General features: G+C 63.0%; 23 protein-coding genes. 10 read left to right on the forward strand and 13 right to left on the reverse strand.

The window, feature by feature from the left end; translation table 11 throughout:
• Positions 1–16: 16 nt before the first annotated feature.
• On the forward strand, positions 17–1,207 hold the full coding sequence (locus tag AC2444_RS26775; RefSeq protein WP_003562945.1) for a M24 family metallopeptidase: 1,191 nt from the start codon (positions 17–19) through the stop codon (positions 1,205–1,207).
• A gap of 71 nt (positions 1,208–1,278) precedes the next feature.
• Here AC2444_RS26775 and AC2444_RS26780 read toward each other — a convergent pair whose 3' ends face one another.
• Both AC2444_RS26780 and AC2444_RS26785 read right to left on the reverse strand, forming a co-directional pair.
• Positions 1,279–1,872, reverse strand: coding sequence for a DJ-1/PfpI family protein (locus AC2444_RS26780; RefSeq protein ID WP_003562944.1), 594 nt, complete (start codon positions 1,870–1,872; stop codon positions 1,279–1,281).
• Positions 1,873–1,928: 56 nt separating this feature from the next.
• Complete coding sequence (locus AC2444_RS26785) at positions 1,929–2,627, reverse strand: GntR family transcriptional regulator (RefSeq protein ID WP_003562942.1); 699 nt, start codon at positions 2,625–2,627, stop codon at positions 1,929–1,931.
• A gap of 96 nt (positions 2,628–2,723) precedes the next feature.
• Between AC2444_RS26785 and AC2444_RS26790 the strand changes: the two genes are divergently transcribed.
• The 4 genes from AC2444_RS26790 to AC2444_RS26805 are packed head-to-tail and all read left to right on the forward strand — an operon-like array spanning position 2,724 to position 7,346.
• Entirely contained in the window at positions 2,724–3,758 is a 1,035-nt protein-coding gene (locus tag AC2444_RS26790) for an Ldh family oxidoreductase (protein WP_128449849.1), read from the forward strand.
• Positions 3,755–4,984 carry an iron-containing alcohol dehydrogenase gene (locus tag AC2444_RS26795; protein WP_012755383.1) on the forward strand — a complete coding sequence of 410 codons (1,230 nt, stop codon included), beginning with the start codon at positions 3,755–3,757 and terminating at the stop codon, positions 4,982–4,984. The genes AC2444_RS26790 and AC2444_RS26795 overlap by 4 nt, the downstream gene beginning before the upstream one ends.
• A gap of 14 nt (positions 4,985–4,998) precedes the next feature.
• Positions 4,999–6,486: an NAD-dependent succinate-semialdehyde dehydrogenase gene (locus AC2444_RS26800; protein WP_128449848.1), complete on the forward strand. Its 1,488-nt coding sequence runs from the start codon at positions 4,999–5,001 to the stop codon at positions 6,484–6,486.
• Between the two features lie 11 nt (positions 6,487–6,497).
• Positions 6,498–7,346: an alpha/beta hydrolase gene (locus AC2444_RS26805; protein ID WP_128449847.1), complete on the forward strand. Its 849-nt coding sequence runs from the start codon at positions 6,498–6,500 to the stop codon at positions 7,344–7,346.
• Positions 7,347–7,456: 110 nt separating this feature from the next.
• Here the strand turns inward: AC2444_RS26805 and AC2444_RS26810 are convergent, their stop codons facing one another.
• On the reverse strand, positions 7,457–8,782 hold the full coding sequence (locus AC2444_RS26810) for an NAD(P)/FAD-dependent oxidoreductase (protein WP_128449846.1): 1,326 nt from the start codon (positions 8,780–8,782) through the stop codon (positions 7,457–7,459).
• 233 nt (positions 8,783–9,015) lie between these two features.
• Here AC2444_RS26810 and AC2444_RS26815 point away from each other — a divergent pair, with 233 nt between their 5' ends.
• The gene (locus AC2444_RS26815) at positions 9,016–9,492 is read left to right on the forward strand and encodes an Lrp/AsnC family transcriptional regulator (protein WP_003562931.1); all 477 of its coding nucleotides are present in this window, start codon (positions 9,016–9,018) and stop codon (positions 9,490–9,492) included.
• Between the two features lie 323 nt (positions 9,493–9,815).
• On the opposite strand, the gene AC2444_RS26820 is transcribed toward AC2444_RS26815, so the two are convergent.
• The 10 genes from AC2444_RS26820 to ltnD all read right to left on the reverse strand — a co-directional run bounded on the left by AC2444_RS26820 (position 9,816) and on the right by ltnD (position 21,373).
• Positions 9,816–11,471, reverse strand: coding sequence for an ABC transporter ATP-binding protein (locus AC2444_RS26820; RefSeq protein WP_128449845.1), 1,656 nt, complete (start codon positions 11,469–11,471; stop codon positions 9,816–9,818).
• A complete protein-coding gene (locus tag AC2444_RS26825) occupies positions 11,468–12,334 on the reverse strand; it encodes an ABC transporter permease (RefSeq protein WP_128449844.1) in 867 nt (288 codons plus the stop codon). The genes AC2444_RS26820 and AC2444_RS26825 overlap by 4 nt, the downstream gene beginning before the upstream one ends.
• Complete coding sequence (locus tag AC2444_RS26830; RefSeq protein WP_012755388.1) at positions 12,331–13,281, reverse strand: ABC transporter permease; 951 nt, start codon at positions 13,279–13,281, stop codon at positions 12,331–12,333. Before AC2444_RS26830 ends, AC2444_RS26825 begins: the two co-directional genes overlap by 4 nt.
• An 89-nt stretch (positions 13,282–13,370) precedes the next feature.
• Positions 13,371–14,981, reverse strand: coding sequence for an ABC transporter substrate-binding protein (locus AC2444_RS26835; RefSeq protein ID WP_128449843.1), 1,611 nt, complete (start codon positions 14,979–14,981; stop codon positions 13,371–13,373).
• A 63-nt stretch (positions 14,982–15,044) separates the two neighbouring features.
• Complete coding sequence (locus tag AC2444_RS26840; RefSeq protein WP_128449842.1) at positions 15,045–15,758, reverse strand: HAD-IA family hydrolase; 714 nt, start codon at positions 15,756–15,758, stop codon at positions 15,045–15,047.
• 213 nt (positions 15,759–15,971) lie between these two features.
• Complete coding sequence (locus tag AC2444_RS26845) at positions 15,972–17,348, reverse strand: aspartate aminotransferase family protein (RefSeq protein ID WP_128449841.1); 1,377 nt, start codon at positions 17,346–17,348, stop codon at positions 15,972–15,974.
• Positions 17,349–17,361: 13 nt separating this feature from the next.
• Positions 17,362–18,198 (reverse strand): GNAT family N-acetyltransferase, encoded by an 837-nt coding sequence (locus AC2444_RS26850; RefSeq protein ID WP_128449859.1) that lies wholly within the window; start codon positions 18,196–18,198, stop codon positions 17,362–17,364.
• Positions 18,199–18,353: 155 nt separating this feature from the next.
• Positions 18,354–19,634: a 3-oxo-tetronate kinase gene (gene otnK / locus AC2444_RS26855; RefSeq protein ID WP_017996398.1), complete on the reverse strand. Its 1,281-nt coding sequence runs from the start codon at positions 19,632–19,634 to the stop codon at positions 18,354–18,356.
• A gap of 3 nt (positions 19,635–19,637) precedes the next feature.
• Positions 19,638–20,414 carry a 2-oxo-tetronate isomerase gene (gene otnI / locus AC2444_RS26860; RefSeq protein WP_128449840.1) on the reverse strand — a complete coding sequence of 259 codons (777 nt, stop codon included), beginning with the start codon at positions 20,412–20,414 and terminating at the stop codon, positions 19,638–19,640.
• Positions 20,415–20,428: 14 nt separating this feature from the next.
• Positions 20,429–21,373: an L-threonate dehydrogenase gene (gene ltnD / locus AC2444_RS26865; protein ID WP_128449839.1), complete on the reverse strand. Its 945-nt coding sequence runs from the start codon at positions 21,371–21,373 to the stop codon at positions 20,429–20,431.
• Between the two features lie 254 nt (positions 21,374–21,627).
• Here ltnD and AC2444_RS26870 point away from each other — a divergent pair, with 254 nt between their 5' ends.
• The 4 genes from AC2444_RS26870 to AC2444_RS26885 all read left to right on the forward strand — a co-directional run bounded on the left by AC2444_RS26870 (position 21,628) and on the right by AC2444_RS26885 (position 25,445).
• Complete coding sequence (locus AC2444_RS26870) at positions 21,628–22,626, forward strand: LacI family DNA-binding transcriptional regulator (protein WP_128449838.1); 999 nt, start codon at positions 21,628–21,630, stop codon at positions 22,624–22,626.
• A 16-nt stretch (positions 22,627–22,642) separates the two neighbouring features.
• Positions 22,643–23,317, forward strand: a complete 675-nt coding sequence (gene otnC, locus AC2444_RS26875) for a 3-oxo-tetronate 4-phosphate decarboxylase (protein ID WP_003562910.1) — start codon at positions 22,643–22,645, stop codon at positions 23,315–23,317.
• 171 nt (positions 23,318–23,488) lie between these two features.
• Positions 23,489–24,157, forward strand: a complete 669-nt coding sequence (locus AC2444_RS26880; protein ID WP_003562909.1) for a haloacid dehalogenase type II — start codon at positions 23,489–23,491, stop codon at positions 24,155–24,157.
• Positions 24,158–24,170: 13 nt separating this feature from the next.
• Positions 24,171–25,445: an NAD(P)/FAD-dependent oxidoreductase gene (locus AC2444_RS26885; protein WP_003562907.1), complete on the forward strand. Its 1,275-nt coding sequence runs from the start codon at positions 24,171–24,173 to the stop codon at positions 25,443–25,445.
• The last annotated feature ends 23 nt before the right edge of the window (positions 25,446–25,468 follow it).

Here is a 25,468-nt window from a genome sequence, read left to right on the forward strand (position 1 = left end):
TCTGGGAGGAAAGACAATGAACGACAATGCAGGGCAAACAAGGCAGGCCGCCGTGACGCCGTTCGATACGGCCAAGCTCGACCGTCTCATGGAGGTAGCCGGTATCGACGTCATCGTCGCCACCTCCAAACACAACACGCAATATCTCATGGGCGGCTACAAGTTCATCTTCTTCGCGGCCATGGATGCGATCGGGCATAGCCGGTATCTGCCGATGGTGATTTATGAGAAAGGCGCGCCCGATCACTCCGCCTATGTGGGCAACCGCATGGAGGGCGCAGAACACCAGAATAATCCGTTCTGGACGCCTGCCGTGCATACGGCGAGCTGGGGCACGCAGGATGCCGCCGGGCTCGCCGTCGAGCACCTGAAGAAAATCGGCAAGACCGGTGGGCGCATTGGCATCGAGCCAGCCTTCCTGCCATCCGACGCCCGCGACCTGCTTGCCGATCGGCTGGATGGCGCCCGATTTGTCGATGCCACGCATGTGTTGGAGCGGTTAAGGGCGGTCAAGACGCCAGATGAACTGGCAAAGCTGAGACGCGCCTCCGAACTGATCACCGACTCGATGCTGGCGACGGTCGCGGCGGCCCGCGCCGGTTCGACGAAGATGGAGATCATCGAGCAGCTGCGCCGGGAGGAAACGAACCGCGGCCTGCACTTCGAATATTGCCTGCTGACGCTCGGCTCCAGCCACAACCGCGCGGGCTCGCCGCAAGCTTGGGTCGAGGGTGAGATCCTGTCGATCGATTCCGGCGGCAACTATCACGGATATATCGGTGACCTGTGCCGCATGGGTGTGCTCGGCGAGCCGGATGCGGAGCTGGAGGATCTTCTGGCCGAAGTCGAATGCATCCAGCAAGCGGCCTTCGCCAATGTCAGGGCAGGGGCTGCGGGCAGGGAGATGATCGTGGCAGCGGAGGCCGAGCTCAAGGCCTCGCCGTCAGCGGCCTTCACCGACTTTTTCTGCCATGGCATGGGCCTCATCGCCCACGAAGCGCCATTCCTCATGACGAACCACCCCGTCACCTATGATGGCATCGATGCCGACAAGCCGCTGGAAGCCGGGAGCGTGATCTCGGTCGAGACGACGATGCTTCACCCAAAGCGCGGATTCATCAAGTTGGAGGATACGCTCGCCATCACCGATGGCGGCTATGAAATGTTCGGCGAGCGTGGCCGCGGCTGGAACCGCGGCGGAGCGTGATTGCTGGCCCAACCGCAAACAAGGCCCGGCAGATGTCACCTGCCGGGCCTTCTGTTATTTGGTCCGTCGTCTCAGGTGTGGTGAATCTCCGTTCCCAGCACCTTCAGGCATTCGCGGATAAAGGCGGCGAGCGCCGTCCAGCCCTTGGCTGAAACCATCGTGCCATCGACATAGGCTTCGGTTGGCGAGAGGTCGATATAGGTCCCGCCCGCCAGGGTGACTTCGGGTTCGCAGGCCCCAAGTGCACCCACCTTCTTGCCGCGAACGACACCGTCGACCGCGATCAGGATCTGAACCCCGTGGCAGATGGTGAAGATCGGCTTCTTCTGCTCGTGGAAATGACGCACCATTGCCTGCACCCGCTTGTCGGTGCGGATATATTCCGGTCCGCGCCCGCCGGCGCAGTAGACGGCATGATACTGGTCGAGCTGGTTCTCGGCCTCGGAAAACGTCTTGTTGATGGTGACGTTGTGCCCGAGTTTTTCGGTGTAGGTCTGGTCTCCCTCGAAATCGTGCAGCGACGTCCTGAGGATGTCGCCGGCCTTCTTGTCCGGGCACACGACGTGCACCGTGTGGCCGACCGCCTCCATCGCCTGCTGATAGACGAAGATTTCGTACTCCTCGGTGAAATCGCCGGTGAGCATCAGGATTTTCTTGCCTGGCATGGGTTCTCCTCCTCGTTGTCAGGTCGGGCAGGCTCGTCCTTGCCCGGCGCGGTTGCTCAGACTTCGTCGAATGCCGGCAACAGCCGGTCGCGCGAATGTTCGATATGAATGCGCATTGCGTTCGCAGCCGCGCCCGGGTCGCGCGCCGCAAAGGCATCGAGCAGCGTCTGATGCTCGGCGAGCGCCTCCTCGGTGACGCGGCGATGAAACATCAGGCGGAAGATGTGGAAATGCGTGTGCTGGAATGTCAGCATCTCGCGGATCAACTCGTTGCCGGCAAATTCCATGATCCGGTCGTGAAAGATGGCGTCCTGGCGCGCGAAGGCCGAATAGTTCGCTCGTTCGTCCCTGTTGTCGCTGCGTGTCATCACGCCCGCGGCCTCGGTGAGAATGGCCAGCTTTTCGTCGTTCATCGCCTCGGCTGCCTTCGCAGCGCCGGCGGGTTCCAACAGCAGACGCAGTTCATAGAGCTCGTCGAAACGGTGGCGCGTGATCTGCGGCGCGGCACGATAGCCAACGAGATGCTGCTTGACGACGAGGCCTTCGCCTTCAAGCCGCCCGAGGGCTTCACGGATCGGCGTATGGGAGACGTTGAACTCCTTGACCAGGTTGTCGACCGTGATGCGCGTCCCCGGCGCAATCTTCAACGACATGAGCTGGTTGAAAATTGCCTCGTAGACGTCGCCCGCCAGGCTGTTGGCGCGCGGTATCTGGGTTGTGCCCGTTGAGGGTTCCTTCGGTCTCGTCGAAATCATCCGCTGCCTTGCCTCTTGACAGGTCCAATCGCTAGCACGATGCTGCGGCTAAGACAATCCTATATCCTATACGATTTAATATAGGGAGGAAAAATCATGCGTCTATCCGAAGCGGCAGCGCTTGCGCTTGCCACCCGACTGCTCGAAGAGCATGGCGCACCGCGTGACCATGCGGCCCTGCAGGCTCGCGTCCTGGTGACGGCGGAGATGAAGGGGCACCCGTCGCATGGCCTGTACCGGCTTCCGCGGCTGGTCGAACGGATCGAGGCCGGGGTCATTGACCCGCAGACGAAAGGCACACAGCGCTGGCGCGCGGATGCGGTGCTGGAGGTGGAGGGGGCGTCGGGACTTGGCCCCGTCGTCGCCATGGCCGCGATCGAGCGGCTATCGCCTCACATTGCGGATCTTGGCATCGGCCTTGTCGCCGTGCGCAACGCCAACCATCTCGGCATGCTCGCGCATTACGTGGAGGCCATCGCCGCAATGGGTTTCGTCGGCATCGCGCTCTCGTCGAGCGAGGCGCTGGTCCACCCCTTCGGCGGTACCCGGGCCATGCTCGGCACCAATCCCATCGCTATCGCCGTGCCGACGGCCGAGGAACCGCTCGTGCTCGACCTGGCCACCAGCCTCGTGCCGATGGGCAGCATCCATCATCACGCGGCGACCGGCAGGCCCATTCCCGAGGGATGGGCGCGCGATGCGGCCGGTAACCCGACGACCGATCCGGGGCGTGCGAAGGCCGGCGCGATTGCGCCCTTCGCCGACGCGAAGGGTTACGGGCTCGGCATCGCCATGGAGCTGCTGGTGGCAGCTCTTGCCGGCTCGGCGCTCGCGCCGGATGCGCGCGGCACGCTCGACAGCCAGTCGCCATGCAACAAGGGCGACGTCTTCATCTTGATCGAGCCCAGTCTGGCGCCGGGACTGCCGGCGCGACTGTCGACCTATCTCGATGCCGTGCGCGCTTCACCACCCGCCAGCGCCGGCAAACCGGTTCTCGTCCCGGGCGACCGTGCCCGCCGGCGGCGAGCGGCGGCAAGCCGCAACGGGTTCGAGATCGACCAGCGCCTGTGGGAAGACCTCAACGCGCTTTCGCACCCCCGCATTCTGGCCTTCGAGGGACAAAGATCATGAGCCTGTTTGCCGCCTTGAGGCTGCCGCGGGAAATTCTGTTTGGCGTCGGCCAGCGCCATGCGCTCGCGAGCGTCGCCAGCAGAACCGGCCGGCGCGCACTCGTCTGCACGGATGCGCGTTTTTCCGCAACACCGGTCTTCGCGGAAATGATCGCCGCGCTTGAAGCAGCCGGCATTGTCGTGCTGGTTCATGACCAGACGCTGCCGGACGTGCCGCAAGAAACTGTCGCGGTTTGCGTTGAGGCCGCGCGCGGCTTTGAGCCCGATATGGTGATCGGCATCGGTGGCGGCAGCTGCCTCGACATGGCGAAATGCGCTTCGCTCCTGCTCGCGCACGGCGGCGCGCTCGCCGATTACTACGGTGAGTTCAAGGTGCCGGCGCCCGTCCTGCCGGTCATCGCCGTGCCGACGACGGCAGGCACAGGCTCAGAGGCGACGCCGGTCGCGGTTGTTTCCGATCCTGACCGTACCCTGAAGGTTGGCATTTCCAGCCCTTATCTCATCGCCACAACGGCGATCTGCGACCCGGAACTGACCTTGTCCTGCCCGCCCGGGCTCACGGCGATTGCCGGTGCGGATGCGTTGACGCATGCCATCGAAGCCTTCACGGCCATGCGCCGCCCCGGCGATCCTGAACTCGCGCAGCAGCATGTCTTCATCGGCAAGAGCGATCTCTCCGACCAGTTCGCGCTGCATGCCATCCGGCTCCTCAGCCGGAGCCTGGAAAAGGCCTTCGTCGACGGCTCCGACATCGATGCGCGCGCCGATGTGATGATGGGTGCGCTCGCAGCCGGCTGCGCCTTCGGAACGGCGGGTACCGCTGCGGCCCATGCGGTGCAATATCCGGTCGGTGCCTTGACCCATACGCCGCACGGCCTCGGGGTTGCGACCATGCTGCCCTATGTGATGACATATAATCGCCGCGTCGCGGGCGCGGACATCGCCATTGTCGGTAGGGCGCTCGGCCTCGATCCGACCGGAGTGGAGGACGACGAGACGCTTGCCGATGCCGCGATCGGCGAGGTGAGCCGCCTCTTCGCCGCGATCGGCATCTCGCCGACGCTTGCCGGGCTCGGCCTGCCGGAAGACCGGATCGACTGGGCCGCAGAGCAGGCGCTCGGCATCGGCCGGCTGATCAAGAATAACCCCCGCTCCTTCGATGCGGCCGCCATGCGCGGCCTGGTGCGCGCCGCCTATGACGGCGACCTGGCCGCTTCCGCCCTCTGACCTGGGAAACCATCATGAACGTCAACCAGCATTCTTCGCATAAAGACCACGATCCCTTCGAGCTCGGCGCGTTCTCCCGCGGCCTCTATATTGGCGGCGCCTGGCGGCCTGCGGCGGGCGAGGGTCGGATCGAGGTGATCGACCCCTCGACCGAGGCGGTCATTGCTGCCGTGCCGGATGCGACCCTTGCGGATGCGGCAGCGGCCGTGGAGGCCGCCGCAAGCGCCGCGGAAAGCTGGCGCGAGACGACGCCTAGAAAGCGTTCCGAGATCCTGCGCCGCTGCTTCGAACTTATGGTGGAGCGCTCCGAAACGCTTGCCCGGCTCATTTCGCTCGAGAACGGGAAGGCGTTGCGCGACGCGCGCGGCGAGGTGGCCTATGCGGCGGAGTTCTTTCGTTGGAACGCCGAGGAGGCGGTGCGGATCTCTGGTGAGTTCGGCCTTGCCCCGGCCGGCGGAAACCGCATCGTCGTCGATTACCAGCCTATCGGCATCTGCGTTCTCATCACACCGTGGAATTTCCCGGCCGCGATGGCGACCCGCAAGATCGCGCCTGCCCTTGCGGCAGGCTGCACCGTCATCTTGAAGCCGGCGAGCGAGACGCCGCTGACGGCCTATGCACTTGCGGCTCTCTACGAGGAGGCTGGCGTGCCGCCGGGCGTCGTGAACGTGATGACAACATCGACGCCGGGCCCCGTCATCGCCGCCATGCTGGCCGACCCGCGGGTGCGAAAACTCTCCTTCACAGGCTCGACCGGCGTCGGCCGCATGCTTCTGGCGGAAGCGGCGAAAAATGTCATCTCCTGTTCCATGGAACTCGGGGGCAACGCCCCGTTCGTTGTTTTCGACGATGCGGACATTGACGCGGCGATCGAGGGTCTGATGGTCGCGAAAATGCGCAATGCGGGTGAGGCCTGCACGGCGGCAAACCGCATTTATATCCAGTCCGGTATCCACGATGCCTTCGCGGAAAAATTTACCCGACGCATGGCCGCCCTCAGGGTCGGCCCGGGTGTGGGTCTGGATACGGAATGCGGTCCGATGATCACGCGCAAGGCGGTGGAGAAGATCGAGCGCCTTGTTGCGGACGCCATTTCGCGCGGCGCGCGCGCTCTCTGCGGCGGACGAACATTGGCAGGCCGCGGCTTTTTTTATCGGCCGACGGTGCTTGTCGATGTTTCCCCGGCCTCCGATATGGGCTGCGAGGAGATTTTCGGTCCCGTCGCGCCGCTCTACCGTTTCGAGAGCGAGGCAGAAGTCATCGCTGCCGCCAACGATACCGAATATGGCCTCGCCGCCTACATCTATACCCGCGACATTGGCCGCGGCATGCGCGTCGCCTCCAAGATCGATGCCGGCATGATCGCGCTCAATCGTGGACTGGTCTCCGATCCCGCCGCTCCCTTTGGCGGTGTGAAACAGAGCGGCCTTGGACGTGAAGGAGGGCAGCATCACGGTATCGCCGAGTTCATGGAAGCCAAGTACATTGCGACAAGTTTCTGAGGGAGGAACCTGTGGCCGCCGATCCGTTCCGCATTCGTGACCATGTCGCAGATTTCGACGCGATCGTTGACGATATCCGAGCTCGCAGCCTTGCAACGCGGCGCACTGTCGCCATGGAGGCCAACATCGCCTACGGGGATAGGCCTGGCGAGACGCTCGATATCTTCCTGCCAAACAGCGCCGGCTCGGACATGCCGATCCACATGTTCATCCATGGCGGCTATTGGCGGATGTTTTCCAAGGAGGACTATTCCTGCGTCGCTGAAACGATCACCGGCGCCGGCGCGGTCGCAGCCATCGTCGATTATTCGTTGATGCCCACGGCGAGAATGGACGCCCTGGTTGGTCAGGTCCTGAAGGCCAAGGCTTTTCTGCTGGCGCATGCCGATCGTTTTGGCGCCACGTCAAAGCGGTTTTCCGTCAGCGGCCACTCCGCCGGTGCACATCTTGCAACCTTTCTCTTTCATCGCTCAGCGCCTTCGGGGGTCGTCGCTGCTTTCCTGCTTGGCGGGCTATACGATCTGGAACCCCTGCAGACGTCTTTCCTGCGGGACGAGATCGCCCTGAGCGACGAGGAGGTGCGACGGTTTACGCCCATGCGTCATGAGCACGATCCTGCAACGCGTGTCGCCATCATGACCGGCGAACAGGAAACTGGTCCGTTCAAAATTCAGGCAAATGCCTTCAGGGGCATTCTTGCCGCCCAAGGGCTTGACGTGCGGGCATCGCAGGTCGCAGACGGCAATCACATGAGCACGGTGCGCGATCTCGCTGTCCTCGGCACGCCTGTGGCGGCAGCATTGCGCGCCTTGATTGCCAATAATGCCAGTGAGGAACCGAAGCGATACACCTTCCCTTGATCGCCGGTTTCGTGATCGTGGCGATCGAAGCGTGATGCATCGGCTCCTATGGCCGGTACCAAGTCGTGCCGATCCGCGTCGTCGAACGTCGCGCAAAGACCGACCGCGCCCTAAAAATCGGCCACCTTGCCCCAGGCGGATCCGCCGAAGCGGTCGGGGTGGTAGGACCTGGGATCAACGATCGGCTCATCGCCCGTGACGATATCGGCAATCAGATGACCGGCGCCAGGCCCGATGCCGAAGCCGTGGCCGCTGAAGCCGGCAGCGAGGATGAAACCGGGCAAGGTGGCGATCTCGCCGATCCCCGGTACGCCGTCGGGCGTGCTGTCGACATAGCCGGCCCAAGTCGCGCTGATGGCGGTTTTCTTCAAGGCAGGGAGAAGCTCGAGCGCCCGCGCACGCGTAAGCGCGATGGTGGCCTCGTCGACCGTCGGGTCGAGGATTCGCATGCGCTCCATTGGCGTCGGTCTGTCGAGCCGCCAGCGGGCCAGAGATTCGTGGCCGGAGCGAAAGCCCTCCAGCCCGCCTGGTGCGAGACTGCGCCAGCGCCGGGCGAACATCGGCAGGAATTGCCGCGCGAAGCGGAACTGCTGTGGCGTCGGATCGACACGGGCGCGGCCGCTGATCGCGAGCGTGTGACCACCATCGCGGCGTCGCGTTACCGACACGGCTGATGTATGCAATGCATCCGGCAGGCCGCTCGCGCCTGGAGATACGCAGAGGATCGAGGAGCGTATAGAGGCTTGCGGAAATCGAATGCCGAGCTGGCGGCAGAAGGAGGAGGCCCAGGCGCCGCCGGCGAGGACGGCGATTTTCGTCCGGATCGTGCCATGCTCGGTGACGACGCCCGAGAGCCGGCCGCCTTCGACGTCGAGGCCGCGGGCCGCGCAGGACTGATGCACCGTGCCGCCGAGTTTCAGGATCGCACGCGCGACGGCCGGCGCAGCGCTCGCCGGATCGGCGGTGCCGTCGGTCGGCGACAATACCCCGCCTTTCCATGAAGTGCCGGTGGCATGCCCGCGTTCGGTCGCCTCGGCGCTGCTCAGCATATGCGTCGTGACGCCGACCGAGCGGGCGAAATCGCGCCAGCGGGCCCAACCGGACAGTTCCTCGTCGCTATTGCTGAGATAGAAGAGGCCGCAACGATGGAAGCCGGTGTCCTCCCCGGTCTCAGTGGCGAAGCGCTCCCACAGGTCGAGGCTCTTCGTCGACATCGGCAGTTCGCGGGCGTCGCGGTTCTGCTGGCGGCACCAGCCCCAGTTGCGGCTCGATTGTTCGGCGCCGATCAGACCCTTCTCGACGAGGGCCACCTTCAATCCGCGCCGGGCGAGATAATAGGCCGTGAAAACGCCGACGATGCCGCCGCCGATGACCACGACATCAGCGGTGGAAGGCAGTTCCGGCGTGGTGTCGACGCGATTGAGCGGTGCGGGCATGGGAGAGTCTCCGTTTTAAGCGTAGTGTAGCGGATCCGACGCCACGGCTTTGCCGGAGATCGGTTGGTGGCAGCAGAAGATTCCGTGTCGGGAGCATGCCAGCAGTCGTTTGTGCTTCGGCCTGTCCTGCAACGCGATCGACAGGCCAACGTCATGTGTTAAGGTTGGTGCCGGCAAGCAGCAGCATAATCTGCTGCGTGATTGGCGATCTCGAGCAAATGAGGGCGTGTGAGATGAAACTCGACCGGATCGACGTAAAAATTCTCTACGAACTGCAGAAGAACGGCCGCGTCACCAATGTGGAACTCGCCGAACTGGTCAATCTTTCGCCAAGCCCCTGCCTGATGCGGGTGAAGAAGCTGCAGTCGGAGGGATATATCGAAGGTTATTCGGCTCAGATCAACGTCAGCAAACTGGGGCAGACGCTGACCGTGTTCACCGAGATCACCCTGAAAAACCACCGGCAGATCGACTTCGCCCGCTTCCTGGCGGCGATCGAGAAGGTCGACCAGGTGATCGAATGCCATCTGGTTTCGGGCGGCTACGATTATATGCTGAAATTCGTCACTGCCGGGATAGACGAATACCAGACGATCATGGAGCGGCTGACCGACCTGGACGTCGGCATCGACAAATATTTCAGCTTCGTTGTCCTGAAATCGCCGATTATCAAGGCCCACATGCCGCTGACCACCCTATTTCCGCATTAGAGCTATTTCAGCAAAACTGCGCAGTTTTTCGCGTCTCTCTGCGCGGATACAGGTTCTCTCTGTCGCAGGTTGTTCTCCCTATAACTATCAGCTTCTTCTGGTTGGAAGGACTTGCGACATAATTTCGGCCTTACCTTCCAAAGCCATGTTCGCTGCCACTTGCTGGGCTCCTGCCGCGGAGCCGAGGCTTTCGAGCACGACCTGACCCGGTGCGCGCTTGATCTGGTAAGCGCGCAACTCTTGGTTCGAGGAGGGGAGTGCAGTTTGCCGCACAATTTCTTGAAGCAAATCCGACCCGAGAAATTTTGCAGTGGAATCGGCGCTCAGTGTCGGCAATAAGCCCGCACCAGTTCCGGATCCTGCTGGAGCCCGTCGAGCCAGGCCGGATCGAGCGTTGGCACCGATGAGAAGAGCAGTTGCGAATAGGGGTGTTGCGGCGCCTTCACCGTCAGGGATGTGATTTCCTCGACCTTGCAGCCGCCATACATCACGACGATCTCGTCGCAGATCGCCTCCACCACCGAGAGGTCGTGGCTGATGAAGATGTAGGAAAGGCCGAGTTCGCGCTGCAATTCCTTGAGCAGGTCGATGACCGCGGCGGCGACCACCGTGTCGAGCGCCGAGGTGATCTCATCGCAGAGGATCAGCTTCGGATCGGCGGCGAGTGCCCGGGCGAAGTTGACGCGCTGCTTCTGCCCGCCCGAGAGTTCGCCCGGCCGGCGATGGCGCAGGTTGCGGGGCAGACGTACCATGTCGAGCAGCTGATCGATCCGGGCGTTCCGCGCCTTTCGATCCATGCGGTGGTAAAAGACCAAAGGTCTGTCGAGGATGTCCTCGACCGATTTTGCCGGGTTGAGTGCGGTATCGGCATATTGGAAGACGATCTGCATCTCGCGCAACTCATCACGCGAGCGCTCGCGCGCGTTGCGATGCAGTTCCGTGCCGTCGAAGACGATCTTGCCGACCGCCGCCGGCAGGATGCCGGCGATTGTGCGGGCGAGCGTCGACTTGCCGCAACCGGATTCGCCGATAATACCGAGATTGCGGCCTCTTTCCACCTTCAGGCTCACGTGCTCGACCGCGCGAACGAGCGGCAGGCCATCCGCCTGGCGCTGCCCATAGCCCGCGACAAGACCTTCGATGCTCAGCAGGGGAGCCGTCGCGGGTTCGGCGGGGCCAGTTGCGCCACGCGGTTTCGGTTCGAAGGCCGCGAGTAGCTCCCTGGTATAGGGATGCTTGGCATTGTTGAGGATTTCGTCGGTGGTGCCGGTTTCCTGGGTCTCTCCGCCTTTCAAGACCACGATGCGGTCGGCGATCTGGGCGACGACGGCAAGGTCGTGCGACACATAAACGCCAGCGATGCCGCCCTTTTTCATGACCGATTTGAAAGCTCGCAGCACTTCGATCTGGGTCGTGACGTCGAGCGCCGTCGTCGGCTCGTCGAAGATGACGAGGGTCGGGTCGCCGATCAGCGCCATGGCGGCCGCCAGACGTTGCAGCTGGCCGCCGGAAACCTGGTGCGGATAACGGTTGCCGATCGTCTCGGGCTCCGGCAGGGACAGCGCCCGGAAGAGCTCGACGGCCCGGGCCCGCGCATCATCAGGCGACATCAGCTGGTGAATACGCGTGACTTCGATCACCTGGTCCATGATCGATGTGGCCGGGTTGAACGCGGCAGCCGCCGATTGCGGGACATAGGCGACTTCGGTGCCGCGCACCTTGGCGCGCTGCTTCTCGCTGAGCGTGACCATGTCCTTGCCGCCGACCGAAACGCTGCCGCCGGAGATACGACAGCCCGCACGGGTATGGCCCATCAGGGTCAGGGCGATGGTTGTCTTGCCCGAGCCGCTCTCGCCGATCAGCGCGACGATCTCGCCCTCGGCAACATCGAGGCTGACACCTTTGATGATTTCGACACGCCGGCCGGAATCGGTGGTGGCTTCGACCTTCAGGTCACGGATTTCGATGAAATTGCTCATGACGTGCTCCGGTCGCGAATTTTCTGCGGCAGGTTGTCAATCAGCAGGTTGACGCTGATCGTCAGGCTGGCGATGGCAAGCGAGGGAAACATCACCGCCGGCGCACCGAATGGCAGGCCGCCGATATTCTCGCGCACCAGCGCACCCCAATCGGCATAGGGCGGCTGGACGCCGAGACCTAGGAAGGAGAGCCCGGAGAGCAGCAGAACGATGAAGACGAAGCGGATGCCGAGATCGGCAAGTACCGGTCCGACGATGTTGGGCAGGATTTCCGAGCGAATGAGATAGAGGGTGCTTTCACCGCGAATGCGCGCGACCGTGATGAAATCCATCGCATTGATGTTGACGGCGAGCGCCCGGGCGAAACGGTAAGCGCCTGGGATGTAGATCACCGACAGCGTCATGATCAGCACCGGGACCGACGAGCCGACAGCAGCGACGACCACCAGGCCGAACAGCTTGCTCGGGATGGAGTTGAGGGCGTCGAGGAAGCGGCTGAGGATCGTGTCCAGCCAGCCGCCGGCGACCGCTGCGATCATGCCGAGCACGACGCCGCTGAAGCAGGCGATCGTGACCGCAGCGAGCGAGATACCGACAGTGTAGCGTGCGCCCATCAGAATCCGCGAGAGCATGTCGCGGCCGAGATAATCGGAGCCGAGCCAGAGTTCCCGGCTCATCGGGCCGAAATAGTCGAGATCGATGATCTCGCCGACGGGGTAGGGGATGACCCACGGCGCGAAGATCGCAACGAGCGCCCATGAGAGGATCACAGTGAAGCCGATCGCGCCGACGATGTTGAAGCGATAGCCAAACCGGGTTCCGGACAGCCGGACGGAGGTGGTTTCGGAACTGCTCATGGTCATCGGAGCCTCGGATTGGAAAGGATGGCGATGATATCGGCGATGGTGATCAGGAGCAGGTAGCCCAGGCAGAAGATCATCGCGCAGCTCTGGATCAGCGGCAGGTCGCGGGTGGCGACGGCATCCAGCATCAGCTTGGCGATACCGGGATAGTTGAAAATGGTCTCGACGATGATGACGCCTCCAAGCAGATAGGACAGCGAAAGCGCAACGGCATTGACGATCGGGCCGAGCGCATTCGGCAGCGCATGGCGAAAGACGATGCGCGGCCGGGAGGCGCCCTTGAGCAATGCCATTTCGACATAGGGTGTGTTGAGCGTCTCGATGACAGCTGCGCGCGTCATGCGGATCATCTGGGCCGAGACCACGAAGGTGAGGGTGATCACCGGCATGGCATAGACGCGCAACAGATCGGTCAGACTGTGGACCTCATTGGCGAAAGATAGCGCCGGCAGCCATTTCAGATAGACGGCGAAGATGAGCGCGGCGGAGGTCGCGACCATGAACTCCGGCACGGAGATGACGCCGATGGTGATCACGGTGACGATCCGGTCGTAAAGGGTGCCGCGCAGCATCGCCGCGGTGATCCCGAGCGTCAGCGCAATCGGCACGGAGAACAGCGCGGTGACGCCGGCAAGTTTCAGCGTGTTGACGAAGCGGCCGGCAATGAGAGCGGCGACCGGCATTTCGTTGGCATAGGACGTGCCGAGATCACCCTGCAGCAATCCGACGATCCAGCGCAGGAAACGAAAGAGCGCCGGTTCGTCGAGATGCATGGCCTTGCGCAGGCCTTCGACGGCTTCCGGCGTGGCGGCTTGGCCGAGCAGGATCGTCGCCGTATCTCCGGGCAACAGCGTTGTCGCAAAGAAGACGGCGAAGGAGACGATCACCAGGGTGATCACGGCGACGAACAATCTGCTCAGTACAAGGGATAAGACCTGGCGGTTCACGGGCGTCTTCCCTTTGCGTTCGAGTTAAGTTCCATCAATGCAGATGGAGGAACTGGCGCGCGGCTGCAGCCCCAGTCTCCTTTGCTGTATCAGGCTTCAAGCCAGACATATTCCGCGAAAGCGTAACCCATCTGGCCGCCGAGCGGGTTGGCTTCGAGACCCTTGAGCTTGGCGGTCGTGGCGTCGACGTTCGAGATATAGGCGGGAATGATAGTACCAGCTTCCTGGGCGACCATGCCCTGCATCTCGTTGTAGATCGTCTTGCGCTTGTCTTGATCGAGAGAGCCGCGCGCCTCGATCAGCATCTTGTCGAACTTCTCCGACTTGTACTGGCTTTCGTTCCACGGAGCGTCCGAGGTGTAGAGCAGGGAGAAGAGGATATCCGGGGTCGGCCGCGGGTTGATATTGCCGAAGTGGATCGGTGCCTTGAGCCAGTAATTGTCCCAGTAACCGTCGGAAGGTACCCGCTGGACGTCGAGCTTCATGCCGATTTCGGCGCCGGCCGCCTGGATTATCATGGCCATGTCGATCGAGGAAGCCGCCGCATCGGAAGCGATGATCGGAATGGATTGGCCGAGAACCCCGGCCTTGTCGAAGTGGAACTTCGCCTTGTCGGGATCGAAGGCCCGCGCTTTCAGCTCTGCGTCATGATAGAAGTTCGCAGGCGAAACGGGTTGGTCGTTGCCAACTTCGCCGAGACCGCGCAGCGCCGCTTTGACGATCTGTTCGCGGTTGACGAGATACTTCATGCCCTCGACGAAATCCCGCTTGTTGCCGGGCTCCATATCCAGTCGCATGTTGAGATTGGTGTAGTTGCCGGAGGTGGTCTTCGACAAGGTGAAGCCGTCGCCCTGGGTCTCGACGAGGCGCATCGAGCGCGGATTGATCGAGGCTGCGAGGTGGATGTCGCCCGAAAGCAGCGCGTTAACGCGGGCATTGTCGTCGCTGATGGCGAAATATTCGAAGGAATCGACGTTCGGGCCGGATTTCCAGTAATTCTTGTTCTTGATCCCGACCGAGCGGACGCCCGGCTCGAAGACTTCCTTGACGAAGGCGCCGGTGCCGTTGGCCTTGGTGAAATCGGTCGTGCCGTCGGCGACGATCATGAAGTGATGCATCGACAGAATGGTCGGCAGGTCGGCATTCGGGCTGGCGAGCGTGATCTCGACGGTTTGTTTGTCGACCGCCTTGAAGCCGGTCATCTGGGCGGCGATCTTGGCGACCTTCGAGCCGACGGATGGGTCGAGATGGCGCTTCAGCGAGAAAACTACGTCATCGGCGGTCAGCGGCTTGCCGTCATGGAAAGTAACGCCGTTCTTCAGCTTGACCGTCCAGGTCTTCGCATCCTTGGACTCGATCGCGTCGGCAAGCTCCATCTGCGGCGTGCCTGATTTGTCGAGGAAGGTAAGGCGGTTATAGAAGGAGCAGCACCGGACATAGTCGGTGGAGAGCGACGCCTTGGCGGGGTCGAGCGTATCGGCCGTCGAGGACGACCAGCCGGCCGCCTTGAGCGAGCCGCCGGAAACGGGCGTGGCGGCGAGCGCCTTGCCGGCACGGCCAAGCACGAGCCCGCCGGCAGAAAGGGCCACGCCGCCCGCGAGCATCATATGCAGCAACTCACGACGAGTGGCGCCACGGCGGATGGCGCTTTCGACCATGGCGTCGTCGGATCTGGTCCAATTGGTGATCTTGTCGTTCATCTCATTCCCCTTTTCTTGTGTGGCGGGCTGCCCGTTGCGGGCAGGCCCGATCTGCTTTCAAAGTCAGGCGCGGGCGGCAGCCACGGCATCGGCAAGGCCGGCCATGGAGGTGAAATGGTAATCGGGTTTGGTGAACTCGGCCGGTTCGATCGTGCCGCCGTAACCCTTCTCGGCATGTCGCCGCTCGATCCAGCAATTGGTCAGCCCGAGTTTCCGGGAAATCCCGATGTCGTGGTACTGGCTCTGGGCGACATGCAGGATGTCTTCCTTTGAATGTCCTTCCGAGACGACGTAGTCGAATACCGTCTCGAAGAAGGCGGGATCGGGTTTCTCGGTCCCGGTATCATCCGCGGTGAAGGCGGCATAAAAGGGATTGCCGAGTTCCTTCTCGAAGAAATCGAAGGCCCAGCGGCGGGCATTGGTCATCGCCACGAGGCGGTAATCCCTAGCAAGACTTGCCAGCGCTGCGGCGCTGTCTGCAAAACCCTTCCAGCCCTTGGCCGAATCCCGCAGCCGTTCGCCATATTTTTGCTCAGTGGGCAGGCCGAGCTTCGGCGCGATCGAGAGGTAGACGCGCACGAGGTCGTCGGGGAAGAGGTCGGCATCCTCGGAGTAGCGGGCTGCACGGTAAAGGCTAAGCGCCTGCTCGCCGTCGATTTCAGTCCCCGCCTCGGTCGCGATCTCGGCGAGGCAGGTCTTGAGGCCGCCTTCGAAGTCGATCAGCGTGCCGACGACGTCGAAGGTCATGTATTTGAATTCCGAAAGGCTCTTGCTCACGTGAATTCCCCAGTGTTCGGCTCCGATGGGAGCTCGGCTTCTCGAAGAAGAAAATTCTGTTCCGCTGGCGGGGTCTTTGTCCCGCTCTTTTGAAGGCTGGCATCTGCCGGGGCCTTTCGTTGTTTTCAGTGTGTCACCTGCACCGCACCGGATTCGCCGAATAGGCATCATGAGGCGGCACAAAATACCGAATCTGACCGTTTCGCGATATTCTCAGGCCTGCAACGCCCGCCGCACGTCCGGGTCCTCCAGCGTCTCGTCCAGGGTGACGCGGGTGCGCTCGACGATCGCGTCTATCTCCGTTTCGGTGCAGCAGAGCGGCGGAGCATAGCCAAGCACACCATTGCCGAAGGCGCGGATGACGAGGCCGTTCTCCCAGGCGCGATCGAAGATGCGGCGGGCGGGTTCGGCGGATGCCGGCAACGGCGTCTTGTTCACCTTGTCGACCACGAGTTCGACGGCGGCGAGCATGCCGCGGCCGCGGACATCGCCGACGAGCGGATGATCCCTCAGCGATTCCAGGCCCTGCATCAGCCGTGCGCCGGCCCTGACGCCGTTTTCGAGAAGGCCGTTTTCGTAGAGCTTCAGGACTTCGAGGCCGACCGCGGCGCTGACGGGATGGGCCGAATAGGTATATCCATGGCCGACGGCGGCAGCACCCGCGCCCTCGGCGATCGTTTGATAGACGTGATCGGCCATCAAGACGGCGCCCATGGGGACGTAACCTGAGGTGAGGCCCTTGGCGGTCGTCATGAAGTCGGGCACGATCTCATCCTCGGTGCAGGCAAAAAGCGGGCCGGTGCGGCCAAAGCCGGTGATCACTTCGTCCGCCACGAAGAGGATGTCGTTCGCGCGACAGAATTCGCGCATGGCTTTCATCCAGCCTTTCGGCGGCACCAGAACGCCGCCCGAGCCCTGGATCGGCTCGACATAGAAGGCGGCAACGCGTTCCGGCCCGATCGCCTCGACCTTGCTTTTCAGCGCAGCAAGCGAGGCGTCGATGATCGTCTGCGGATTGTCGCCCACCGGGTTGCGATAGGCGTAGTGAGACGGAATCTTATGCTGCCAATCGAATGGAACGCCGAAGCCGGCATGGAAGGCAGGCAGCGCGGTCAGACCCGCGCCGACCGTCGAGGAACCATGATAGCCCTGTTCGACGGAGATGAACTGATCGCGCTGAGGCTGTCCACGGGCATGCCAATAGTAGCGGATGAAGCGGACCGTGCTGTCCACCGCATCGGAGCCGCCGAGCGTGAAATAGACATGGTTGAGATCGCCAGGAGCGCGGTCGGCGAGTTCGCCGGCAAGCCGGATCGCGGGCTCGGAGCCGAGGCCGAAATAGGCCGTCGCATAGGGAAGCTCGCGCATCTGCCGGGCCGCTGCCTCGACGATGCTCTCGTGGCCGTAACCGGCATTGACGCACCAGAGGCCGGCGAAGCCGTCGATCAGCTGCTTGCCAGAGGCGTCGGTGACCGTCGCGCCCTTGGCCGAGGCCAGCACGCGCACGCCGAGCTTTTCGTGGCCGCGGTAGGAGGCGACCGGATGGATGAGGTGAGCGCGATCGAGTTCGATGAGGGAATTGCTGTACATGGAGATCTCCGGATCAGCCGAGCGCCTGGCTGGCGAGGGCAAAGGTGGTGACGGCCGGGTCGGCAGCTTGGCGAACCAACGGCTTTTCCATCGTGATTCCGCCGCCGACATGAGCGAGCCCCTGTTCGGCGAGCCATGGAGAAAGCCCGGTCTCATCAGTGGTGTCGACCCTGAGGAACCGTCCGGACCGTCTGGCGATGAAATGTTCGATGAGTTTCCTGGCCTCGCCGACGTCGGCGGCCACCACGGGTCCGATCACTTCGCCACGGCCGAAGGGACGCAGGCAAGCGAACCCCGAAACGTGGCCGTCGCGGCGAGTGACGGCGAATGCGCCGATCCCGGCGAAATAAGAGAGCAGCCCTTCGCGATCGGCGCCGAAGGCACGGCGATCGAGTGCCGCGATAGCAGCGAGGTCGGCGTCGGTGGCGGCTTGCGTTTCCGCCGGCACGGCGATGTCTCCGGCAAGGCCCTGATGTTGCGCCACGGTTCCCGTCTCGTGGAAACCAAGCTTCTGGTAGAGCGGCAGGCCTGCCGTCGTCGCCACCAGCCTCAGCGGCCGGTCTCCGGCGGCCAGCAATGCGGCGTCCATGAGCTTGCGGCCGAGACCCCTGCCGCGCATCGTCTCGTCGACGATGACCATGTTGATCGTCGCACAATCTCTCTTGTAAGGCGTGACGAGGACGGTGCCGACGACCTTGCCGTCCTCGACCGCAACCATCCCGTTGCTCAAGGCGAGCGCCAGCTGCCAGTCTTCGGTCCGATGCGGCCAGCCCGCCTGCCTTGAGAGCGCAACGGCGGCTTCCAGATGGTCGGGGCCGAACGGGACGATTTCGATCTGACTTGTTTGCATGGCGGCGTCCTTCATGTCGTGCCCGCCAGTCTGCCGGAGCGCCGGCGGGCAGATCGTCTGAAGGCCGTGGTTCAAGCAGTATCTTATGGCTTTGCTATCATCGGCGGCCGCATCTTATGCTAGAACCGACCGATATTCGTCGGATCCCGGGTCTGTCAATGCATCATCGCCAGCGCTGCCGTAAAGAAATCCTCGCCTCCGAAGTTTCCTGATTTCAACGCCAGCAGCATGTCGCCCTGGGCATTGCCGACTGTGCGCAGCACCGGAACACCGGGCGCAATCTCCGGGCCGATCAGAAAAGCCGGAATGGCGAGCCGGTCGACGGCCGCGCCCGAGGTTTCGCCGCCGGCGACCACAAGGCGCCGCACGCCTCTCTCCACCAGTTCGGCTGTGATGATCGATGTCGCGGTCTCGATCGCGTGGCCGGATGCCTCTCGTCCATGGAGCGATTGCAGCCGAGACACGGTTGCAGGCGCAGCACTCGCGGCGATGACGACGGGGCCGGCGGAGATGCGGTCTCCGGCCCAGGTAATCGCCGCGGCGATCTCATCCGGACCGGCAAGCAGCCGCTCAGGGTCGAGCCGCAGGACGGGCATCGATCGTTCGGCGATGTCGAGCTGGCGGAGCGTCGCCTTCGAGCAGCTGCCGGCAACGATCGCGGAAAGCCCGCCCACCGGGCGAATGGCGTCCTCCGTCGTTGCGCCGCCGGAGGAAATCCGACCGGAGCGGACGAGCGCGCGGGCAAGGCCGAGGCCGAGGCCGGACGCACCGGTGGACACCGGCATTTCCAACGCAATCTCGCCGAGCGTTTCCAGATCGCGTTCGAAAATCGCATCGGCGATAACAGCGGTGACGCCTGCGGTGCGAAAGGAATCGAGCCTCATTTTGACGGCGCCGGGTCCGGCGCCGATGGTCGTGAGATCGACCAGCCCGACAGCATTGCGCGATTGTCGGGTGAGCACCCGAACGAGATTGGCGTCATGCATCGGATTGAGGGGGTGATCCTTGAGCGGGCTTTCATTCAGCGGCTGTCCGCCGACGAAGAGATGGCCAAGATAGACGGTGCGTCCCGTTTCCGGAAAGGCGGGCGTCACCAGCACGACGCCGCCGCCCGCCGCCTCCCTCAAGGCTTCGGTGACCGGACCGATATTGCCGGCATCGGTGGAATCGAATGTCGAGCAGATCTTATAGAGCACATGGCCGGCACCCCGCTGGCGCAGCCATCGCTCAGCGCTGATGGCAGCCGTCACGGCGTCCGAGGCCGAGACGGAGCGGATCTTCAGGGAAACGACCACGGCGTCGACATCCGGTAGTGCCAGCGACGGGTCGGGAATGCCGACCGTCTGTACCGTGCGCAGACCGTTCTTCGTCAGGGTGTTGGCGAGGTCGGATGCGCCCGTATAGTCGTCAGCGATTGATCCGAGGAAAATAGCCATCGTCTAGCTCCGTGCAAAAGGTTTGAACCAGCCAAGACCGTCGAGAGTGTGGTCGCGCGGAATGTATTCGCAGCCGACGAAACCGTCGTAAGCCAGGCGGTCGATTTCGCCGAACAGATAGGGATAGTTCAACTCCTCCCCATCCGGCTCATTGCGTGACGGCACACTGGCGATCTGGATATGGCCGGTGATCGGCAGCAGGCGTCGCAATGCCATGGTGACGTCGCCATGGATGATCTGACGGTGATAGATGTCGAACTGCAGCTTCAGGTTCGGCAGACCGGATTCGGCAATCAGCCGTTCGGCGGCGCCGAAGTCGTTGAGGAAATATCCAGGCATGTTTCGCCCGTTGATCGGCTCGAGCAGCAGATCGATGCCTTTTTCCGCAAGCCGCCCGGCAGCATAGGTGACGGAGCGCCGATAACAGGAGGAGGCGCCTTCGTCATGATGGTCGGCGATGCCTGCCATCAGGTGCAACCGTCTGACCCCGGTCGCCTCCGCATAGTCCAATGCCCGCTCGACATCCGCTTTCAGCGCATCGAAGCGTCCGGGAAGGGCCGCGATGCCCCGCTCGCCGGATGCCCAGTCGCCTGGCGGCAGATTGAAGAGGGCCTGCTGCAGATTGTTGCGGTCAAGCCGTTCGGCGATCGCCTCGGGCGCGGCTTCATAGGGAAAGAGGTATTCGACGGCGGCAAAGCCTGCATCGGCTGCGGCGTCGAAGCGGTCGAGGAACGCCCATTCGTTGAACATCATCGTCAGGTTGGCGGCGAAAACCGGCATGTCTAGCGTTCCTTTTACAGGCTCTGCGGCTCTTTGGTGGAGCTGGGCAATTCAGCGCCGGAAAGCTTGGCGTAGAGCCGCGCGAGCGAGGAATCGTCGTCACGGCCCATGCCCGCCCCGGAGGCGGCCAGATACATCTGCAAGGCTGCCGCCGCGAGCGGTACCGGGTAACGCTCGGAGCGGGCCATGTCTTGGACGATACCGAGATCCTTGACGAAAATCTCGATGCTGCTGAGCGGAGTATAGTCTCCGGCCAGCACATGCGGCACGCGGTTTTCGAACATCCAGGAATTGCCGGCCGATGCGGTGATCACCTCATAGACCTTATCGAGGTCGAGGCCCTGCTTGGCGGCAAAGGTTATCGCCTCACAGGCGGCCGCGATGTGGACGCCGGCGAGAAGCTGGTTGATCATCTTGAAGGCCGCACCTTTTCCGGCCTCGTCGCCAAGCTCGTAGACCTTGGCGGCCATGGCGTCGAGACCCGGGCGCGCGGTGTCGAAGGCCTGTCTGGAGCCGGAGGCCATGATGGTCAGTTCGCCCCGCGCCGCCTTGGCCGCGCCGCCTGAAATCGGGGCGTCAAGATAATGCCGGCCAAGAGCCTCCGTCCGCTGCGCCAGATCGCGCGCGACGGCGGGATCCATGGTGGCCGACGAGATGAAGACGGCGCCGGGCTTCATTGTGCTCGCGACGCCTTGAGGCCCGAACATCACGGCCTCGGTCTGCGCGCCGTTGACGACCACGGAGACGACAATGTCGGCGTCCTTTGCCGCAGCGGCAGGGGTCGCCGCCCCACGTCCGCCGTCGGCGATGAAGCGGTCTACTGCCGCCGGCATGATGTCATATCCAACGACGTCGAGACCTGCGCGCTTCATCGACCGGGCCATTCCAAGCCCCATGGAGCCAAGACCGATGACGGCTGCGAGAACGGCCGAGCCCGAGTTTTCAGCAAGCGGTGGCATGAGCAGGTTCTCCAGTCTTGTGAGAAAAGGTCTGCGCCTCCGGGTGTCAGGTCTGGGAGGGCAGAAGGTACGTCAGTCGCACGTTGGCAGCGCTGCCAATTTCATTAGAGCATTTTGGCAGCGTTGCCAACTCCAAATGGTAGCGCTGCCAAAAAAGTCTTGCTTCTTGTCGGGAGCGATGAAACAGGTGATGGGGAAGTGGCCATCGGCGGACAGGCCGGGCAACCAGGCCGCAAGCTGGGTCAGACGTAGTGATGGAATTCAAACATCAGCCGACGGTAACGCTTGCCGAAGTCGCGGAAACCGCCGGTGTCGGCGAGAGCACGGTGTCGCGCGTGCTGCGCAACCATGGTTCGTTTTCCGACAAGACGCGCGAGCGGGTGATGGCCGCCGTCGAGCAGCTGGGCTATGTGCCGAACCGGATCGCGGGAACGCTTGCCTCCACCGGTTCGCGTCTTGTCGCCTTCGTCATTCCCTCTTTGTCCAACATCGTCTTTCCCGATGTGCTGCGCGGTGCCAGTGCCGTTCTGGAGGAAAACCGGTATCAGGCGGTTTTCTCGGTGACCGACTATGATCCGGGCAAGGAAGAAGCGCTCGCCGCTGCGATGCTTGCCTGGCGGCCGGCGGCGGTCATGCTGGCGGGGTGCGAGCATAGCGAGGGCACGGTGAAGATGCTGCGCGCCAGCGGGTGCCGGGTCGTCGAACTGCTGGATCTGGACGGTGATGCTCTCGATATCGCCGTCGGCTTCTCGAACCGCGCGGCCGGGCGGGAGAGCGCTGCCTTCCTGCTCAAGCGGGGGTATCGCCGGATCGGCTATGTCGGTCACGACCTGAACCGCGATACCCGTGCCGGCAAGCGTTTTTCCAGCTTTTGTGAAACGCTCGGCGCGCATGACGCCCCGCTCGTCGCCCGTGAAATTCTCGCCGGCGCTTCATCCGTGGAAAACGGCAGGCTGGGGCTGGAGCGGCTGCTTGCCCGGACGAGGGATCTCGATGCGGTTTATTTCTCCAACGACGACATGGCGCTGGGCGGCTATTTTCATTGTCTGGCCGAGGGGATAGCGATCCCCTCGAAGCTCGCCATTTTCGGCTATAACGGCCTCGATATCGGCCGGGCAACACCGCAACCCTTATCGACCATCCGAACGCCGCGTGTCGCGACCGGACAGATGGCCGCGCAGTTGGTCGTCACGAATGGGCCGCCGCAGGCCGTCGATCTCGGCTTTGAACTGATCGAAGGGGCAACCGCGTAATATTGGAGGAACTGTCATGTCCGACGCGCGCCTGCGTGAGGAAATCTGCCGATACGGCCGCTCGCTGTTCGAGCGCGGGCTGACGCCTGGTTCATCGGGCAACATATCGTTGCGGCTGGAGGATGGCGGCTGGCTGGTCACGCCGACCAACGCCTCGCTCGGCTTTCTCGACCCGGCACGGATCTCCAGGCTCGATGCCGAAGGCAGGCTCCTGTCCGGCGACAAGCCGACCAAGGAGATCCCGCTACACACTGCCCTCTATGATACGCGCGGCAGTGCCCGCGCCATCGTCCATCTTCACTCCACCCACGCGGTGGCACTGACCATGCTGCCGGAGATCGATCCGCGCGCCGCCCTGCCGCCGATGACGCCGTATTATCTGATGCGCGCCGGCGAAACCGCGCTGGTGCCCTATTATCGTCCCGGCGATCCGGCGGTGGCCGACGCGATCCGCGGACTGGCGGGCAAGTATTCGTCAGTGCTTCTGGCCAATCACGGACCTGTTGTTGCCGGCGACAGCCTGGAAGCGGCGGTCTTTGCGACCGAGGAACTGGAGGAAACGGCGAAGCTCTATCTGCTGTTGCGCAACCTCAATCCCCGTTTCCTCAGCCCGGCGCAGGTGGCCGATCTCGTCAACACCTTCGGCCTCGACCTTCCGTCGCATCACGATGATGATCACGACGGCGATTGAAGGCGTCACTCCGCCGGCCGTTGACGGCGGGCAGGCGCACAACCTTCTGCCAAACCCTGCTTTCGATACGATAGATTCTGCTTCCGATGGCGGCAATTCAGGCGCGCTGTGGGTGAAGCGGTCCCTATGATTGTGACACGTCCCCAGTTCCGATCGCTCAAGGATACTCAAATGACGACGTTCCGTCCGAAATACATCACCTTCGACTGCTACGGCACGCTGACCAACTTTCAGATGGCGGAGGCGGCACGCGATCTCTACGGCGAAGAGCTCGACGAGCCACGCATGGCGGAGTTCATCAAGAATTTCGCTGCCTATCGCCTCGACGAGATCATGGGCGACTGGAAACCCTATGCCGAGGTGGTGCACAATTCGCTCGAGCGGACATGCAAGCGCAACGGCGTGACATTTCGCGACGAAGCCGCCCGGATGGTCTATGAGCGGGTTCCGACCTGGGGGCCACATTCAGACGTCCCGGCCGGTCTCGCCAAGGTCGCCAAGGAAATCCCCTTGGTCATCCTCTCCAACGCCATGAATTCGCAGATCATGTCGAACGTTGAAAAACTGGGCGCGCCCTTCCACGCGGTCTATACCGCCGAGCAGGCGCAGTCCTACAAGCCACGCTTCAAGGGCTTCGAATATATGCTCGATATGCTGGGCTGCGGGCCGGAAGACGTGCTGCATTGCTCGTCCTCCTTCCGCTATGACCTGATGTCGGCCCACGACCTCGGCATCAAGAACAAGGTTTGGGTCAATCGTGGCCACGAGCCGGCCAATCCCTATTACGGCTATGTCGAAATTCCCGATATCTCGGGCCTGCCTGGCGTCGTCGGGCTCTGACGGAGAGACGCGGATGTGGTTCGAATCCTACTGGCACGACACGGCACCAGCCTTTGCCGGCGGCGCTCAGGGCCCCGTCGAAGGACATTATGACGTCGCCATCATCGGCGCCGGCTTCACCGGGCTTGCCGCGGCGCGCCAGCTTGCAAAGGCCGGCGTCAAGGTCGTCGTGCTGGAGGCTGAACGGGTCGGCTGGGGGGCATCGGGGCGCAATGGCGGCCATCTCAACAACGGGCTCGCCCACAGTTTCCTGTCTGCCAAATCAGCACTCGGCGTGGAGCGGGCCGTCGCCCTCTACAAGGCGTTCGACGATTCCATCGACACGATCGAGGCGATTATCGCCGAAGAGGAGATCGACTGCAGTTTCCGCCGCGCCGGCAAGCTGAAGCTTGCCTCCAAGCCGCAGCATTTCGACGCCATTGCCCGCAATTTCGAGGCTGTTCACAGAGAAGTCGATCCCGACACGGCACTTCTGACGGCGAGTGACCTGAAAAGCGAGGTTGGGTCGCCCTTCCATGGCGCCATGCTCTCGAAGAAAAGCGCGATGATGCATATGGGCTGCTATGTCGTGGGGCTCGCCACGGCGGCCGCGCGTCACGGCGCGACCATCTTCGAAAAGGCGGCCGTGACCGCCCACCGGCAGGGCAACGGCCGCCACAGCCTGACGACGGCACGCGGTACCGTCACCGCAGACCACGTGCTGGTCGCGACAGGCGCCTATACGCCGTCGCTTTTTAATTATTTCCGCCGCCGGATTATTTCCGTCGGCAGCTTTCTGATCGCCACCCGTCCGCTGACCGACGCCGAAATCGCCGCTACGATGCCGGGCAACCGGACCTGCGTGACGTCGATGAACATCGGTAATTATTTCCGGCTATCGCCGGACAAACGGCTGATCTTCGGCGGCCGTGCGCGATTTTCCGCCACGTCGGATCAGCGCTCGGACGCAAGGAGCGGCGATATTCTGCGCGCCAGCCTTGCTGAAATCTTCCCGCAGCTTGCCGGCGTCGAAATCGACTATTGCTGGGGCGGGCTCGTCGACATGACGAAGGACCGCTATCCGCGCGCCGGCTATGTCGACGGTGTCTGGTATGCCATGGGCTATTCCGGCCACGGCGCCCAGCTCTCCACCCATCTCGGCATGATCATGGCCGACGCCATCCTCGGCAAGGCCGACCTTAATCCGATCAAGGGGCTCGACTGGCCCGCCGTCCCCGGCCATTTCGGCAAGCCGTGGTTCCTGCCGCTCGTCGGGCTCTATTACAAGACGCTCGATCGCTTCCAGTAACGGGCCGGATCAGTCCGATTGCC

The sequence above is a fragment of the Rhizobium sp. WSM1328 genome (assembly GCF_057653715.1).

Coding starts and splice junctions, on each gene's coding strand:
- AC2444_RS26810 (WP_128449846.1), bottom strand. CDS start 8,782: ATGCCCGCACCGCTCAATCGCGTCGACACCACGCCGGAACTGCCTTCC.
- AC2444_RS26825 (WP_128449844.1), bottom strand. CDS start 12,334: ATGACCATGAGCAGTTCCGAAACCACCTCCGTCCGGCTGTCCGGAACC.
- AC2444_RS26835 (WP_128449843.1), bottom strand. CDS start 14,981: ATGAACGACAAGATCACCAATTGGACCAGATCCGACGACGCCATGGTC.
- AC2444_RS26790 (WP_128449849.1), top strand. CDS start 2,724: ATGCGTCTATCCGAAGCGGCAGCGCTTGCGCTTGCCACCCGACTGCTC.
- AC2444_RS26795 (WP_012755383.1), top strand. CDS start 3,755: ATGAGCCTGTTTGCCGCCTTGAGGCTGCCGCGGGAAATTCTGTTTGGC.
- ltnD (WP_128449839.1), bottom strand. CDS start 21,373: ATGCCACCGCTTGCTGAAAACTCGGGCTCGGCCGTTCTCGCAGCCGTC.
- otnC (WP_003562910.1), top strand. CDS start 22,643: ATGTCCGACGCGCGCCTGCGTGAGGAAATCTGCCGATACGGCCGCTCG.
- AC2444_RS26880 (WP_003562909.1), top strand. CDS start 23,489: ATGACGACGTTCCGTCCGAAATACATCACCTTCGACTGCTACGGCACG.
- AC2444_RS26785 (WP_003562942.1), bottom strand. CDS start 2,627: ATGATTTCGACGAGACCGAAGGAACCCTCAACGGGCACAACCCAGATA.
- AC2444_RS26780 (WP_003562944.1), bottom strand. CDS start 1,872: ATGCCAGGCAAGAAAATCCTGATGCTCACCGGCGATTTCACCGAGGAG.
- otnI (WP_128449840.1), bottom strand. CDS start 20,414: ATGCCGGTTTTCGCCGCCAACCTGACGATGATGTTCAACGAATGGGCG.
- AC2444_RS26885 (WP_003562907.1), top strand. CDS start 24,171: ATGTGGTTCGAATCCTACTGGCACGACACGGCACCAGCCTTTGCCGGC.
- AC2444_RS26800 (WP_128449848.1), top strand. CDS start 4,999: ATGAACGTCAACCAGCATTCTTCGCATAAAGACCACGATCCCTTCGAG.
- AC2444_RS26870 (WP_128449838.1), top strand. CDS start 21,628: ATGGAATTCAAACATCAGCCGACGGTAACGCTTGCCGAAGTCGCGGAA.
- otnK (WP_017996398.1), bottom strand. CDS start 19,634: ATGGCTATTTTCCTCGGATCAATCGCTGACGACTATACGGGCGCATCC.
- AC2444_RS26845 (WP_128449841.1), bottom strand. CDS start 17,348: ATGTACAGCAATTCCCTCATCGAACTCGATCGCGCTCACCTCATCCAT.
- AC2444_RS26775 (WP_003562945.1), top strand. CDS start 17: ATGAACGACAATGCAGGGCAAACAAGGCAGGCCGCCGTGACGCCGTTC.
- AC2444_RS26820 (WP_128449845.1), bottom strand. CDS start 11,471: ATGAGCAATTTCATCGAAATCCGTGACCTGAAGGTCGAAGCCACCACC.
- AC2444_RS26850 (WP_128449859.1), bottom strand. CDS start 18,198: ATGCAAACAAGTCAGATCGAAATCGTCCCGTTCGGCCCCGACCATCTG.
- AC2444_RS26815 (WP_003562931.1), top strand. CDS start 9,016: ATGAAACTCGACCGGATCGACGTAAAAATTCTCTACGAACTGCAGAAG.